Source organism: Paenibacillus sp. 1001270B_150601_E10, assembly GCF_015558675.1.
GTDB lineage: Bacteria > Bacillota > Bacilli > Paenibacillales > Paenibacillaceae > Paenibacillus_B.
In genome coordinates, this window is record NZ_JADMOL010000001.1 from 843797 (window position 1) to 859825 (window position 16029).

Annotated in this window: 12 protein-coding genes and 1 other annotated feature; of the genes, 8 read left to right on the top strand and 4 right to left on the bottom strand. The window is 46.5% G+C overall.

Going from position 1 to position 16029, the window contains the following annotated elements:
* Positions 1 to 1269: MFS transporter (locus I2H74_RS03890; RefSeq protein ID WP_229106316.1), on the bottom strand; the 1269-nt coding region annotated here is incomplete at its 3' end.
* A 207-nt stretch (positions 1270 to 1476) separates the two neighbouring features.
* Here I2H74_RS03890 and I2H74_RS03895 point away from each other — a divergent pair.
* The 5 genes from I2H74_RS03895 (at position 1477) to I2H74_RS03915 (ending at position 6610) form a co-directional block, all read left to right on the top strand.
* Positions 1477 to 1902, top strand: a complete 426-nt coding sequence (locus I2H74_RS03895; RefSeq protein ID WP_195571788.1) for a MarR family winged helix-turn-helix transcriptional regulator — start codon at positions 1477 to 1479, stop codon at positions 1900 to 1902.
* Between the two features lie 254 nt (positions 1903 to 2156).
* Complete coding sequence (locus tag I2H74_RS03900) at positions 2157 to 3248, top strand: right-handed parallel beta-helix repeat-containing protein (protein WP_229106397.1); 1092 nt, start codon at positions 2157 to 2159, stop codon at positions 3246 to 3248.
* Between the two features lie 61 nt (positions 3249 to 3309).
* Positions 3310 to 3545 (top strand) — a binding site (T-box leader).
* Between the two features lie 89 nt (positions 3546 to 3634).
* The gene (locus I2H74_RS03905; RefSeq protein WP_195571790.1) at positions 3635 to 5188 is read left to right on the top strand and encodes a 2-isopropylmalate synthase; all 1554 of its coding nucleotides are present in this window, start codon (positions 3635 to 3637) and stop codon (positions 5186 to 5188) included.
* 64 nt (positions 5189 to 5252) lie between these two features.
* Positions 5253 to 5555, top strand: coding sequence for a YbaK/EbsC family protein (locus I2H74_RS03910; RefSeq protein ID WP_195571792.1), 303 nt, complete (start codon positions 5253 to 5255; stop codon positions 5553 to 5555).
* A 92-nt stretch (positions 5556 to 5647) separates the two neighbouring features.
* Positions 5648 to 6610: a stalk domain-containing protein gene (locus I2H74_RS03915; RefSeq protein ID WP_195571793.1), complete on the top strand. Its 963-nt coding sequence runs from the start codon at positions 5648 to 5650 to the stop codon at positions 6608 to 6610.
* A 257-nt stretch (positions 6611 to 6867) separates the two neighbouring features.
* Here the strand turns inward: I2H74_RS03915 and I2H74_RS03920 are convergent, their stop codons facing one another.
* The gene (locus I2H74_RS03920) at positions 6868 to 7743 is read right to left on the bottom strand and encodes a helix-turn-helix transcriptional regulator (protein ID WP_229106317.1); all 876 of its coding nucleotides are present in this window, start codon (positions 7741 to 7743) and stop codon (positions 6868 to 6870) included.
* 268 nt (positions 7744 to 8011) lie between these two features.
* Between I2H74_RS03920 and I2H74_RS03925 the strand changes: the two genes are divergently transcribed.
* The 3 genes from I2H74_RS03925 to I2H74_RS03935 all read left to right on the top strand — a co-directional run bounded on the left by I2H74_RS03925 (position 8012) and on the right by I2H74_RS03935 (position 12164).
* A complete protein-coding gene (locus tag I2H74_RS03925; RefSeq protein WP_195571797.1) occupies positions 8012 to 9739 on the top strand; it encodes an ABC transporter ATP-binding protein in 1728 nt (575 codons plus the stop codon).
* Positions 9740 to 9986: 247 nt separating this feature from the next.
* Positions 9987 to 10889, top strand: a complete 903-nt coding sequence (locus I2H74_RS03930) for a LysR family transcriptional regulator (RefSeq protein ID WP_195571799.1) — start codon at positions 9987 to 9989, stop codon at positions 10887 to 10889.
* Positions 10890 to 11027: 138 nt separating this feature from the next.
* Positions 11028 to 12164 carry a 5-methyltetrahydropteroyltriglutamate--homocysteine S-methyltransferase gene (locus I2H74_RS03935; protein WP_195571800.1) on the top strand — a complete coding sequence of 379 codons (1137 nt, stop codon included), beginning with the start codon at positions 11028 to 11030 and terminating at the stop codon, positions 12162 to 12164.
* A gap of 168 nt (positions 12165 to 12332) precedes the next feature.
* Here the strand turns inward: I2H74_RS03935 and I2H74_RS03940 are convergent, their stop codons facing one another.
* Complete coding sequence (locus tag I2H74_RS03940) at positions 12333 to 13787, bottom strand: FAD-dependent oxidoreductase (RefSeq protein ID WP_324253990.1); 1455 nt, start codon at positions 13785 to 13787, stop codon at positions 12333 to 12335.
* Between the two features lie 414 nt (positions 13788 to 14201).
* On the bottom strand, positions 14202 to 15482 hold the full coding sequence (locus I2H74_RS03945; protein WP_229106399.1) for a lytic polysaccharide monooxygenase: 1281 nt from the start codon (positions 15480 to 15482) through the stop codon (positions 14202 to 14204).
* Between the last annotated feature and the right edge of the window lie 547 nt (positions 15483 to 16029).

A 16029-nucleotide genomic window follows, 5' to 3' on the forward strand; every position in this document is an offset into this window, starting at 1 on the left:
GATCGTCGTCGCCAGCGTGATACCTACGACCATGCCGACATTGCGCACAAGCGAGTTCACACTGCCCGCTGAACCGAGCTGCGTTCTAGGAACCTGGGCCATAATCAAGGAGTTATTAGGCGATTGGAACAAGCCGCTGCCAATGCCAAGCATCGCGATCCAGATGCCAACGGTTATAATCGAGCTTCCGTCATGCAGGTAAGCAAGCCCAAACTGGGCGATAACCATGACGACAAGGCCGGCAAAGGTCAAGAGCTCAGAGCCGATCTTATCCGACATGGCGCCGCTGATCGGTGCAACAACGACCATGCAGATCGGAAACAGCATAAGCAGGAACCCCGCATGGAAGGGTGAAAGATTCAGCATATTCTGCGCATAGAACGGCGCAATAATGTTAAAGCAGAAGTTCGCCGTAAAGACAAGGAAGCCGCACAGAATGCTTACGGAGAACAGTGGATTTTTAAACAAGGACAACTGCACAAGCGGCTCCGCGCGCTTCATTTCCACCCGAAGGAAAACCATAAAGGCAACGGCAGCAGCCGCAAGCGATACGATAATCCAAGTGTTGCTGTAACCGATCTCTTGCCCTAACAGAAGTCCAGCGAACAATGTGATGATGAAGATCGCAAACAGTGTGCTTCCCTGTGCATCCACCTTCGCCTTGACTCGGACGAGATCGCGAGGCAGCACCTTCTGCCCCATCAAGATCGCAATCAGGCCGATCGGAATATTGACCCAGAAGATATACTCCCAACCGAGTGATGACACAATAATACCGCCTATGCTTGGTCCAGCAATACTCCCCAGTGATACAAAGGTACCGATAAGACCTAACGCCTTGCCGCGTTCCTGCGGCGGAAAGATATCCGTTACGATCCCCTGACTGTTTGCCATCGTCATTGACGCGCCAAGCGCCTGAATAACACGTGCGAAGATCAGAAAGGATAGGGATTCGCTTAAACCGCACAGCAAAGAGCCAATTACAAACACCATTGTGCCCAGCTTGAATATTCGAATCTTGCCTGCTATGTCTCCTAATCGGCCGAAGATAAGAATCGATGCACAGATTGCCATTAGGTACCCTGTCGTTACCCATTGAATCTGACCAATAGGAAGTCCTAACTCCTTCGACAGCACGGGCAATGCAATATTAACAATGCTTCCATCGAGCGTTGACATAAACGTAAATAAATTCAGCACAATGAGGATGATCCAGCGTTTCTTCTGAATCTCGGCATCCTCTTGGTAGCTGCCTAGAATTGCACTCATACTTTCCTCTCCTGCCCTCTATAATATAAAATGATTCCATGTTGTTGCGTACGCAACTAAAACTATAATAATAGTGTAATCCATTTTAGTTGCGTGCGCAACAATCTACACAATGAATCAGCCCATTATTTTTAGATATGGTAAACTATATACTGGAGCTTACCCAATAAGCGGCATTTTCATCATTTATCATAGAGGTGTGTTTCGTTGAAGAAAGAACCGATTGGCAAGCTGATCTCCTACATTCACCGACAGAATCAAAAGCATCTGGCTAAGTCGCTCGCGCCGTACGGCATCGGCAGCGGCGGTCAGCACAGCTTTTTGAAGGCTGTCCTTACGGCCCCTGGCATTACGCAGGATCAGCTCACGCAGCAGTTAAAATTCGATAAAGCGACAACCGCTAGATCCATTAAGCAGTTGGAGCAATCCGGCTACATCGAACGGAGAGCAGACCCGAATGATCGACGCTCTCATTTGCTCTATCCTACGCAGAAAGCGGTTGATTTTCATCCAAGATTGATGGATATACTGGCAGAGTCCAACATGAAGCTCGCCTATCATTTGAATGAAGAAGAGAAAGATACACTGATCACCCTGCTTCAAAAAGTTAGCCGCGAGCATCCCGACGATTAAATGCAATCACTAAAAGACTATTAAACTTCATACATGTACGTTACACAGGTCTCTTTTTGCCTGAGCCTCCATTAGATTTTAGACTTCTTCCTTTTCTCAGATACTAGATTTAAAGCGTTTAGCTCAATCTTTCGTACGAATGCTGCATGCAGATGTCTGGCATATCTTTCGCCTCTACAGATATGAATAGGATATCAGCACGAAATGAAAGCACAGACCAAGCCAAGTGAGAAAAAGGAGGAATTATTGACGTGATGAAATTATGGATTGACAACATCGTCAATCACAAAAAACATGTGTTCCGTGCAGGTATGATATGCCTTATGGCAGGCAGCCTTCTGTTCGCGACAGGCGGGGTTGCAGCTGAACCAAACATTCAGCCACCGCCTCATGAACCAACGACACATGGCTCGATTCCGCAGAATGAAAAGCAAGCGGACGTTCTTCCCGTCTTAAGCGATGACGTTCTGTCCTGCAGCACCAGTTCATGTCTATCCAGCGCGCTTAAAAATGTCACCCCTGGCAAGCGCATCGTGCTTGCGCCCGGGACCTACACCGGCAGCTTCTCATCCGACGTTGATGGAACCGAAACTGCACCCATTACGATTCAAAGCCAAGACCCCGCTAACCCCGCTGTCCTCTCCGGCTACTCGACCGGCTCTGGCTTCAGCCTTCGCGTGAGAGGCGATCACTGGATCATTCGCGACATGATCTTCACAAATGCTCAGAAGGGCATCCTGCTTGATCATTCCAACCATACGCTTATCACGGATGTAGAAGTGTACAACATTGGCTATGAAGCGGTTCATTTTCGTGATGGCACCTCTTACAGCACAATCGAGAATTCCTATATTCATGATACCGGCAAGACTGGCCCTGGCTTTGGCGAAGGGGTGTATGTCGGCTCTGCAAACGGAGCAAGCTATGATCCAAACACGCATTACAACACGATTCGCAGCGTTGTGTTTGGTCCTAACATTACTGCTGAGCATATTGACATCAAGGAACGTTCGATCGGAACGTTGGTCGAGTACTGCACCTTCTACGGCGAAGGCATCAGCGGAGCCAATTATGCGGACAGCTTCATCGACGTTAAAGGCAACGATGCGATCATCCGCCACAACATCGGCTACCAGCAAGGCAACAGCATAATTGTCGATGCCTTCCAGCTCCACGAAATTCTCCCCGGCTGGGGAATCAATAATACATTTTCAAACAATACCTTGTATCTAACCGACCCTGCTGTTTATGTCATTGGCGCATACAGCAGCACATCTGCCACCGCGACTCAAAATACACGCAGCCCGGCAGGAAATATGTATAAAGGAAATGTAACGGTTCAGTAAACTTGAAAATTTAGGTTGACATCCGCAAAATCGTTCCATATAATAACAACTAATTTCATATCACAATGTGATGATTAGAAATAGTAGAAGTGTAATGACCTTTCAGAGAGCCGTTGGTTGGTGTGAAGCGGCAGTGTGATTCCCTTCGAACTCGTCTATGAACAGCTGCCCGATAATGTAGGGTAAGACGGAATTCCACCGTTATAAGGATAGATGGTGATGGCCATCGAAAGAGATTGTTTCCTTTTATCTGGAAATGAATTAGAGTGGTACCGCGAGTTCAACCTCGTCTCTATGCAGAGACGGGGTTTTTTTGTTGGCTGAATACCCGGTTCAGCCAACCTCGCTTCATATTGATCAAACCTATACATGAGGAGGATGTTAGAATGAATCGTCAAATTATCGTATTGGATACAACCTTGCGCGATGGAGAACAGGTCCCAGGAGCCAAGTTAAATATGCAGCAAAAGCTTGAAATGGCGGAGCAGCTTAGACGCTTGAATGTCGATATTATCGAGGCTGGCTTCCCTGCCTCCTCTAGAGGTGATTTCGAATCCGTGCAAGCGATCGCGAAAAAGGTAGGCCATCAAGTCGGCATTACCGCCCTTGCTCGTGCAGTTAAAAATGATATTGACGCCGTATATGAAAGCATTAAGCTTGCGCAGAATCCGCTTATTCATATCGTGCTTGGCACCTCCAATATTCATGTAGATAAGAAATTCAACCGATCCAAGGATGCTGTGCTGCAAATGGGTGTGGACGCGGTTAAATATGCAAAGACCTTGCTTCCGCATGTTCAGTACTCCACGGAGGATGCTTCCCGTTCGGAATTTGAATATTTGTGGAGCACCATTGAGGCGGTCGTGAAGGCAGGAGCGACGATGATCAACGTGCCAGATACCGTTGGCTACGCTATCCCTGAGGAATTCGGCGATATGATCCGCCGCATCAATGAGCGCCTTAAAAATCTGAACGATCAGGTTATCTTGAGCGTTCACTGCCATAATGATCTTGGCATGGCGACTGCCAATACTTTAAGTGCCATTAAAAATGGCGCCGACAAGGTTGAGGTGACGATAAACGGTCTTGGTGAGCGTGCAGGAAATGCTTCCCTCGAAGAGGTCGTTATGGGCTTGAAGGTTCGTGAGTCCTTCTATCAAAGCTATACCAACATTAAGACGACGGAACTCCAACGCTCTTCACGGCTTGTAACTTACTTGACTGGGCTTGATGTGCAAGTGAACAAAGCCATCACGGGCGAAAATGCCTTCGCCCACTCTTCAGGCATCCATCAGGATGGACTGCTAAAGGATAAGCAGGTATATGAGATTATGTCGCCTGAAGAAGTCGGTGCCGACAGCATGGAACTGATTCTGACTGCCCGCTCCGGCCGCCATGCCTTTAAGAATGCAGTGGAGCGCATGGGCTTTGATACAAGCGATACTGAAGATTTTGAAAAACTATTCGAGAAGTTCCTCAGCTTAGCCGATTCCAAAAAGGAAGTGTACGACCACGATGTGTTCTATTTGGTCACGAACCATCGTACGGTCGAGAAGACATCTGTTCAGCTGTATGAGCTGGTATCGTTCCAAGTCATCAGCAATGATGTCCATCCAACAGCAAGTGTTTCGCTCAAAAAAGGCGATGACCACTTCCAAGACAGCGCAGTCGGTGATGGACCGATTGATGCCCTTTACTCAGTTATTAAGAATATGGTAGGACTTGATGTACAGCTGAAAGACTATAAAATTACCAGCCTGTCTAGAGGCAAGGATGCCATTGGACGCGTCAATATTCGAATGGAATATGAGGGCAAGACTTACGCAGGTCGTGCAATGGACACAGATATTATCAAGGCGAGTGCCCATGCCTTCCTGAACGCCATTAACGCTGCACTTCTCGAGCTGGAACAGGAGAAGCAAGAGGTATCTGCTACTTAACGACAACACGGGATTATGGAGCATCGTGCCTTCGATGCTCCCCCTCAACATGGAGGCTTGCAACATGAAGGCATTAGCAAAAAGCGCGCAGCATGTCCAAGATGTACTCATTCAACAAGGCTATCGCAATCAAGTCATCGAATTGCCCGACAGCACCCGATCAGCCCAAGAAGCAGCAGACACGATTGGCTGTCAGGTGTCTCAGATCGCGAAGTCGATCATTTTTCGAATAAAAGAACAGGATGCTCCCCTACTTGTCATCGCAAGCGGGACGAATCAGGTAAATGAAAAAGGAACTGATCGATATGACTGGCGGGCAGGTACAGAGCATTACATAAGTGGAGGCTTGCGCGTGATAAGCGTTTAGGGCAATAAGAGCGATAAGAATATAGGAATACAGCAACCTCTGATCGCTTCCATGCGTTTACTAGAATAGGACAGTAAAATATTGGAGGCGCTATGATGAGAACATCGATTCGTCACATGTGGATTGCTGCAACGACAATTCTGTTGCTCTCTACTCTTCCTATCGCTGATGCCAAGGCCGCCCCTTCTACCAAATTAGTTGTGAAAGGCAGGACCGTCACGAACGAGCTGCCTACTATCACTATTGAAGGACGAACGCTGGTCCCGCTTCGCGTCGTAAGCGAGGCCTTGGAAGCAGAAGTGAAGTGGGATTCTAAAACGTCAACTGCCACCATTCAGAAATGGGGAGAACGTTTAAGCTTACAGCCTGAGGCAAAAGTAGCACGATGGCAAGGAGCCTCGTCAGACGATCAATTTATAACTTTAGAAACACCAGCCAAGCTTAAGAATGAAACAATCTATGTACCGCTTCGTTTGATCTCCTCTACCTTTGGATACAACGTGACATGGACCAAAGGAGAGATTCAAATCAACTCTCCGTTAAGCGAGAAGTCTAGGCAAGTTCTGTACCGTGGTTCATTAGCAGAAGCTAGAGAACAGATCATCAAGCTCTATCAGCCTATTCATTATATGCACAAACCGCTGAACATCACGATTACTGATGAAAATTATGACGTGATATACCTTTTTCCAAAAGGAAAAGCTCTAGGCTTCTATAAGCTTTACGGTGATACCATAGCCTGGATCGAGCTTAAAGACGACTTTCTTGTCAGCACCTGGCAAGCGAACCTCGACGTAAATTCCTCTGTCGATCACTTCCAAGCCTTTAAAGAAATGAAATTCGAGAACGAAAAAGGGGCACGTCCCTCTCTTAAGAATGAAGAAATGTACGTATTTGGTAGCGGAATATTTGGCGACAGCACCACTTCATATTACGGAATCATTGATGAACATCGACAGTCTTCCATTATATCTTATAAAATCACCATAGCAGGAGAATCAAAAGGAGCTATTTCATATACCCTTCCTGGCGAAATAAGAACGGATCAAAGATGATGCTTATTTGGGGAAACTCATATCTAATCAGGATTCTCCAATGGAAGCTTTGAATCTTCTTCTTTCTCGCCTAACTCGGAATGCTACGCATAACTAAGCATAAGCCTCTGATCACGCAATATCGTGGGCAGGAGGCTTTTTTTATCAACAAGAAGAACGGATGCTATGCCTTAATACAGTGGACGGACATCTTTCCATATTCTATTGCGGGACATGAGAACCTCCGAGCAATCGATTAATATGGCTGGCCATTCATGCTAGCTGTACGGGTCCTTCTGTCCTATGCAAGATGAGCGAGTTGTCTCCGAGGATACCCCTTTCACTTGATTAGGCGACACTCCCTTATGCTTTTTATACAACTTGCTGAAAAAGTATGGATCGCTATACCCAACCATGCGAGCGGCTTCTCTAACGGTTGAATACGGTTGCTGCAACAATCGCTCAGCCTCCTTAAGACGGTGCTGAATCAAATAATTCATCGGGCTTATTCCGAGCTCTTTATGGAATACATAAGAAAAATGCTTATCGGTCTTATCATAGCGAGAAGCTATGTCATGAAGCTTTAGAGGCTCCATGTAATGGTGATGAATGTATAGAACAGCATCCTCCACAAGCTTAGCGTCTGAAGAATGATGAATAACACGGGCGCAATCGATCATCTCAGCAAGCAGGGAATAGAACAAAGCCCTTACCTTCAGTTCCTCTTGCTCTCCTGCATGTCGAGTAAGATGCAGCAATCGATGGAGAAGATGATCGATGCTTCCTCTCTCCCTAACCTGTATTTCACAATGAGGCAGCAAACGATCCTCGCTACTCTCACCTTTCGTGCTACATGCATGCATTTCATAGCGAAGAAGGTAGTAGTGTACAGGTTCGGGACTTGATTGAAAGCGAACTCGCTGCGCTCCATTTCCATGGATAATGAAACTTGTCGATAACGAATACATCGTATGGTCGATCATCACCTCTCCGCTTCCACGGACAGGAAATAAAAAGAATGGAATCGATTGAGACATGATAGGAGGACTCTTATCCTTGCAGTGTCCATCCAGCACTTTATAGTGAATGTCATGCAGCTGCAGTTGACTCGCGGCAAGCTGACTTGATAATTGTTTGACATCGATTAACACCATGACAGGACCCTCTATTCCCTTCAATAGGATGGCGGAAATAATCCATTATACTTCCTGCGAATACTCCATTGGCGGTTCTTGGCTGAACAGCTAGAATAATACTATCACAAGCAATTGAGAATGAAAATCATTATTAAGAAAACAGAAGAGATTCGAAAGGATAAGATGATCATGCATAATCATACATTTATGGCCTATAGCTTCATTTAGCTAGCCAAAATCAAGACATCGAACATGAACATGTTAGAAAATGGAGGGAATACCCGCTATGATTCGTCGTTTCATGCAGTATTATCAACCGTATAAAAACTTGTTTTATCTCGATTTCGGCTGTGCAGTCATCGCAGGTATGCTGGAACTTGGTTTCCCTTTAATCGTCAACTGGTTTATTGATGATCTTCTGCCAGGCAGCAAGTGGGATCTCATAATCTGGGCATCCCTTGGCTTAGTCGCACTGTATGCAGTCAATACGGTTCTTCTATACATCGTGAATTATTGGGGACATATGCTCGGCATTAACATTGAGACGGATATGCGGCGCAAGCTCTTCTCGCATATTCAGAAGCTGTCCTTCCGCTTTTTTGACAATACCAAAACCGGTCATCTCGTCGGCCGCTTGACGAATGATATGAACATGATCGGCGAGATGGCGCACCACGGTCCGGAGGATCTATTTATTGCGGTCATGACGCTAAGCGGTTCCTTTGTGCTGATGCTCACGATCAACTGGAAGCTTGCCGTTCTTACGTTTGTGATTGTGCCAGCTATTATCTGGCTGGTCGTGTACTTTAATGGAAAAATGACAAAAGCGGTTGATCAGCTTTATTACGATATCGGAGACTTCAATGCAAGAATCGAAGATAATGTAGGCGGCATTCGTGTCGTCAAAGCGTTCTCCAATGAAGCATACGAAGAAGAGCAGTTTGCTGTTAACAATCAGCGCTTCCGTCTCAATAAGCTGCGCTCCTACAATCTCATTGCGAAGAACAGTTCCATTAGCTACATGATGATGCGCTTTGTTACATTATTTGTTATGGTGTGCGGTACTTGGTTTGTCCTGCGCAAGGAACTCACCTATGGTGAATTTGTAGGCTTCCTGCTTCTGACCAACGTCTTTTTCAGGCCAATCGAGAAGATCAATGCAATTGTGGAGAGCTATCCGCAGGGAATTGCCGGCTTCAAGCGCTATATGGAATTGCTGGATACGGCTCCTGACATTCAGGACGCACCAAAAGCGCAGGACTTCGCAGGTCTTGAACATGCGATTCAGTACCGCGACGTATCTTTTCAATATGAAGGCAAGGAACCGATTCTTAATGGGGTCAACCTGACCATTCATAAAGGAGAGACGATTGCGTTCGTCGGTCCGTCTGGTGCGGGGAAAACAACGCTGTGCAGTCTGCTGCCTAGATTCTACGAGGTGGATGCAGGGGCCATCCTGATCGATGGGACAGACATTCGACAGCTGAAGCAGGAGTCGCTGCGGGATCATATTGGCATTGTCCAGCAGGATGTGTTTTTGTTCTCTGGGACGATTCGGGAAAATATCCTTTACGGCAAGCTCGGCGCAACTGAAGAGGAGGTTCGCGCGGCTGTTCGAAGAGCGCATTTGGAGTCATTTATTCAGTCCTTAGAAGACGGCCTCGATACAGTAATCGGAGAACGAGGAATTAAACTGTCCGGCGGGCAAAAGCAGCGGCTTGCGATTGCTAGAATGTTTCTTAAGAATCCGCCAATCTTGATTCTGGATGAAGCCACTTCTGCACTCGATACCGAGACCGAGCTTGAGATCCAGCGTTCGCTGGCAGAGCTGGCAATGGGAAGGACGACCCTCGTCATCGCCCATCGCCTATCGACGATTAAGGATGCCGATCGCATCATTGTCGTTGCTGAACAGGGCATTGTGGAGCAAGGCACGCATGAGCAGCTGATGAAGCAAAACGGCATCTATCAGCGGCTGTATCAGGTACAATTCGGTGCATTGCAGCTTGCATAACACAGTGCCTAAGTCTTCATAGCATCCATTTCATTCTTAGCAGAATCATAACGATGAACGCCAATCGATCAATTGCGTGATTCGTTTTGACTCATAGGAAGCCTTAATCCCCCCCCCCGATTAAGGCTTCTTTTACTTTGAACGACAGCACCCCTTACAATAGTGCGGGATACTTTGATATGATTTCTACAATACCCACCAAGCAGCCCAGCAATTATTGCAGACCATTATGAAAGGAAGTTGCCGTATGACTTTGCAGCAGCTCAGATACATCATTGAAGTTGCAAACCGCGGTTCAATGAATGAAGCGGCAAAGCGGCTGTTTATCTCTCAGCCTAGTCTATCAAGTGCGATCAAAGAGCTTGAGAAGGAGCTCAACATTACCATTTTTGAACGGACAAATAAAGGCATTTCCCTCTCCATTGAGGGGGTGGAATTTCTCAGCTATGCGAAGCAGGTCGTTGAACAGGCGGAACTGCTCGAGCATCGCTACCTGAATGCAAAGCCATCCCCTCAGCATTTTTCTGTATCCACCCAGCATTATGCCTTTGCCGTTAATGCCTTTGTTCATCTGGTAAAGGAGCATGGAATGGAGGAATACGAGCTTGCGCTCCGTGAGACAAAGACCTATGAGATTATCGAGGATGTCCGCACGATGAAGAGCGAGCTTGGCATTCTGTATCAAAATGAATTCAATCGCAAAGTCATCAACAAGCTGCTGAAGGAGGCCCAGCTCGAGTTTCATCCTTTGTTTACAGCTAAGCCGCATGTGTTCATCAGTATTTATAATCCGCTTGCAACGCAGGACGCTGTGACGATAGAGGATTTGCGGCAATATCCTTATCTGTCCTTTGATCAGGGAGAGTACAACTCCTTTCATTTTTCAGAAGAAATCTTAAGCACCCTGTCCCATCCTAAAAGCATTCGTGTTCATGACCGTGCAACGCTGTTCAATCTGCTGATTGGGCTGAATGGCTACACAATCTCTACAGGTGTATTGAGTGCGGATCTTAACGGCAATGAAATCATCCCTGTGCCGCTTCATATTGACGAGACGATTGAAGTCGGCTGGATCTGTCATCGCAACGTCAGCTTATCGAAGCTCGCCCAAGCCTATATTGAAGCGTTAAGGGCTGCGATTGAGGAATAGTCTTGGACTGCTTCATTCTGCTTACCCTTTGTTATAGTTTTTGACTATAACCAGCTATAACTTTTACGAGTTACCCTATATCAACACAACCATGATATCGTTCTCTTAACGAATAAAGGAAGTAAAGGAGAATGAATCATGACACAAACAACGAAACACGCTCAAGTACGGACAACTGTACCGTTCCGCTATGATATCGTAGGCAGCTTTCTTCGCCCACAGGCACTGAAAGAGGCAAGAGCACAATTATTAAATAACAAGATAACGGCAGAGCAATTAACAAGTATCGAGGATCAAGAAATCATCAAGCTCGTTGAAAAGCAAAAGGAAGTTGGACTTAAAGCCGTAACAGACGGAGAGTTCAGACGTTCTTGGTGGCATCTTGACTTTATGTGGGGACTCGACGGTGTGGAAAAGGCAAGCGTGGAACGCGGCTATCAATTCCAAGGGGAAGAAACTCGCGCAGAAACGGCTCGGCTTAGCGGCCGCATCGGTCATAGCCGACATCCCTTTATTGGTCATTTTACGTTCCTGAAGCAGATCGCAGGAGCGGATGTCATTGCTCGCCAAGCGATACCAGCACCTGCTCAATTCTTGGCAGAGCTTGAACGACCTGAGAATATCGCAAGCACTAGAGAACATTATCCTGTTCATGAAGCGCTTATTCAGGATATTGCAGCCGCCTATCGCTCCGTCATCCTTGCACTCTATGAAGCTGGCTGCCGCAATGTTCAGCTTGACGATTGCACTTGGGGCATGCTCTGCGACGCGAACTATTGGCGTATCCGCCAGCAAGATGGAGCTGATGTAAACGAGATTGGCAAAGTCTACGCCCGCGTCAATCAAGAAGCCATCCAGGACCTGCCTGAGGACTTGATTATTACGACGCATGTCTGCCGAGGTAACTACCACTCCACATGGGCATCATCAGGCGGGTATGATCCTGTTGCCGAAACTTTATTCGAGGTTCCAAATATCGATGCTTACTATTTGGAATACGATACGGATCGTGCTGGTGACTTCACCCCGCTTCAGCATCTCAAGGATCAACAGGTCGTGCTCGGATTATTCTCCTCCAAGCACGGTGAATTGGAGGACAAGGAAACGATCATCAACCGAATTCATGAAGCGGCACATATCGTTGATATTAATCATATCTGCTTAAGCCCGCAATGCGGCTTCGCTTCGACTGAGGAAGGCAACATTCTATCCGAGGAACAGCAATGGGAGAAGCTTCGCTATATAAAAGAGATTGCTGATGAGATATGGAAATAGGCTCAACCTCATAAGGTATAAAAAGGTTCAAGTAGTAGCGAACATGCTCAAATTGAAAGCTTCCGGTATTTTCGTATTCATTCAACAACGCTTTCTATTTGATAACGTACAAAGCCCTCTCCCTTAATCTTCAGGAGAGGGCCTTTCATCTTAGATCATTTGTTCGATTTAAATAGTTAGGTTAATTCGATATTCCTTCGCTAGGTAACGATGGATGCGTTTGAAATCCGCTTGGGTCAGCTGATGCAGACGCTTAGCAGACGATTCACGACCAATGATGATGCCAATCGTCTCAGCTGCAAGGCCTGTATTCGGCATAATTCTTGCGCTTCCGTACGCTTTAATCGTCGCTCCTACATTCTTCCCTGCCATAATCACATTGTCATAGGACTTCAATAGGAAGGATCTCAGCGGAATTCCGTACTGATCAGGCTTGCCATAGTTGTTTCCAAGCGGCATATGCTTGGTTCCCTGCAAGTCCAGCGGATAACCGCCAATGCTTACATTATCCCAGTGCATGCTGCTGTTCAACACATCGTTCTCCGTTAGAACATATTTCGTCTCGTAGCGATTATAGTCTCGGATATAGAGATATTCTGGATATCCATTAAGCTTGGCCTTCTCGAAGCCAGGAATGTTCTTCTGAAGGAACTTCAGTACATGAGGCGCCTCCTTCTTCCCTTTGCTCACTGCCTGCTGAACAGAGTTCGGGTCAGATGGATTCACGTCAAAGATCAGCAATCCATTGATGATGACCTCGCCATCCTTTTGATACGTCATATTCAAGCCGCGCAGCAGTAACTGAGAGTCCTGCGGCTTATACTTGCTCGTAACATTGCTGAACCCTGTTCCAAAGTTCCAATCTACGTATGTATTCGGTCCCATTTTCTTTTGCAAATTCGTGAGCGGATACAGCTTTAGAATCTCGGCATGCAGCCGATTCCAGTTGACGTTCTTGAACTTAAGCATATAGGTAGCGGCCATATAATCCGGCTGCTTCCCATTATATAAGCTCTCCATGCCTGGAATCCGCTTCTTATCGTCTAGCTTGCTGACAAGTGCGTTATGATCGGTGTTCTCGACCCAGTAATTCGCTTGTACGGTATACCGAACACCGTCCTTCGCCAAATAGCTTAACGATTGAACCGTCTTCTGATTGGCCGCTGTTCCTGTCTTTACATCCACGATCTGAATCCCGCTTCGCAGTGGAAGGCCTTTTATCAGCTTTTGATAATAAGCATTGAACTCTTTTTCGGTTCGTATGGAGCCGGATTGATATTGAGCAAACAGATTTTTCAGTTCTCCTTGCACCAAGCTCTTCTTACTCTTATTGTTAGGCTGGTCCAGCACCATCATCTGACCTTGAATAAGCTCGCCGCCCGGCTTGGTTCTAGGATCCAGCACCAGCACACTTTTTCCTTCTCTCTGTGCGGCTCTTGCAAGCATTATCCCTTGAATCTCGCTGCCGATAACGACAACATCATAGCGCAAACATCCTTTCCCGCAGGATACAGCATCCTTAGCAGCCTGTGCGGTATTCATCGGCACGAATGACAGAACTAGCATGAAGCACATCATGATGGACACAGCGTTCTTCAACCAACCTTTGTGTAAACGAAACAAAAATGATACTCCCCTTCCTCAAAGCTGTAAAATTTTCTTATATATGCATGAGGCAACCGCTTTCGATGCCATTCAACGATGAGCGATCGCGTCTAGAGGTTGATTTTATTGAAAAATTGAATGATGGTTCCGTCTAGAACGAAACTTATAAATTGGATTTTGGTAAAAATAACATTTCCAGTGTCTCATATTATAACCCTGTAATCCAGTCAAATTGTTGTAACTTATCTCCCTATCGATATCAGCCATAACAGGAGAACAGGATAGTCTGCTGCATTGCTTCATGAGATCATGAAGCCTGCTGCGAACTATCCTGTCCTGTTCACTCTTAATCAATCCATCAGTGATGGGCCATATTTAATCTTGAATTACCCTATCAGATGAATCATACGCTAAAGGTTTGGAAGCTGCTTGTTATTTCAAGAGCCACAATGCTGGCACATTTGGCGGCTCCCAGCCCACTAAGGACGTATGGGCCGCGCGTGCTTCATACGTCTTGCCGTTGTAGGACACTAATTGGCCGACAACATATGCTGTGTTTGGCGCCCAAGGCGAAACAACGGGACCGCTTGCTGTTGTGACGCTCACCGTGTTGCTGTCAGCAGATACATTGCCAGCAGCGTCTACCGCACGCATCGTAAACGTGTAGGATGTACTAGCCGTTAAGCCTGTCACCCGATGGGATAGCGTGCTGCCATTCGAGGTTGTGGCGACTAGAGTAGAGCCGTTGTAGATGCGATAAGCGGTTACGCCTACGTTATCAGTCGAAGCACCCCATGTCAGCGTTACGGCTGTATCCGTTACATTGGAAGACGCAGCGCCAGAAGGAGCCGTTGGCGGTGTATTATCGACTGGAAGCGCTGGAGTTGCGAACGTTACGGCGTTGCTTGCTGCCGATTGGTTTCCAGCTTGATCCACTGCACGAACGGTATACGTGTAGGATGTATTTGGCGTCAACCCCGTCAGGTTATAAGCCAATGTGCTGCCATTTGTAGAAGCAACCAATGTTGAACCGTTATAAATTTTATAGCCGGTTACGCCAACATTGTCTGAGGAAGCCCCCCATGCCAAGGTCGCACTGGTGGATGTGACATTGGATGCAGCAAGGCTGCTTGGTACTGTCGGTGCCGTTGTATCAGCAGGACCGCCTCCGCCGAAGTCAACATCAATAACATTATAGAAAGCATTAGCCGTGTCATAGATCTCCCATACGGCAAGGATGACTTGGTAGCCTGTGCGGCTTGGAACATTACAAGTGTCGGTGTAGGAATGAGGCGGCTGCTTGCCTTTGTAGTCAACATTGCAGAAAGGCGTTAGATCGAAGGAATCGCGAGTAAGCGGAGCATTCGGATCCCAATTCTGCTTCGTGATGTAATATTTCCAGCTTGTCGTCGCATGGTTTGCTTCAATCGTCCAATGGAAAGTTGTAGTGCCTGGTGTAATGTTTACTTTGCTCCAGCGGGTAGCGGATTGCTGATCCAGCTCTGGGAAGATTCCGTTTGCACTGGCGATTTTGCCATCAGCAGGACCAGCAGCCGGGAACCCCTTCTTCGCTTCCAAGCTTTGAGGCTCATAAATAATAAAGCCGCAGTTCTTGTTCACACCTTCTGCACACAAGTCCGCGCGGCTGCTTGGGTTATCAATGTAGCCATGCGCTAAAGCTTTATCAGCCACCAAGAGGCTGACAAGAATCATGCCAAGCGTTAATAAACCAAACGTCAAGCCTTTCATCCACACATTTGCATCATAACGAACAGATACCACACTACATACCTCCATATCTCATGTTTATTTTTCGATGAGCAAGTCTTAAGAAGCTTCGCCTGTTTTTCGAATAAGACGATTTGCTGAAGCACTTATGATTCACCTTCGAAGCATATCCGGCTTACACCTCCACCAATCACAAAGTTAATCTATATAAACTCCTAAAGGAGCTTATATCTTCTTAAGCGTGACCAAGGTTGATATGAAAACCAATGAGTCAACTGTTCTCATTCCACGATTTCAGCAGTAGCCATTGCGAGAGAAAGCATAGGACAAGCCTGTGCCGTAAGAGACAAGCTTCTGTTTACCTCTAAAGTGGACCGCATCATGAGAAAGAGAATGAGCTTGCAGTTTACAGAAAATGTATATTAAATCGGCAGGAATCATGGAGGAAATGCCCAATGTGGAGAGGCACGATATAAGATATATGGGTGGGCATATGGTGTTTAGAACATATAAATTTAAGCGGTTATTTTTT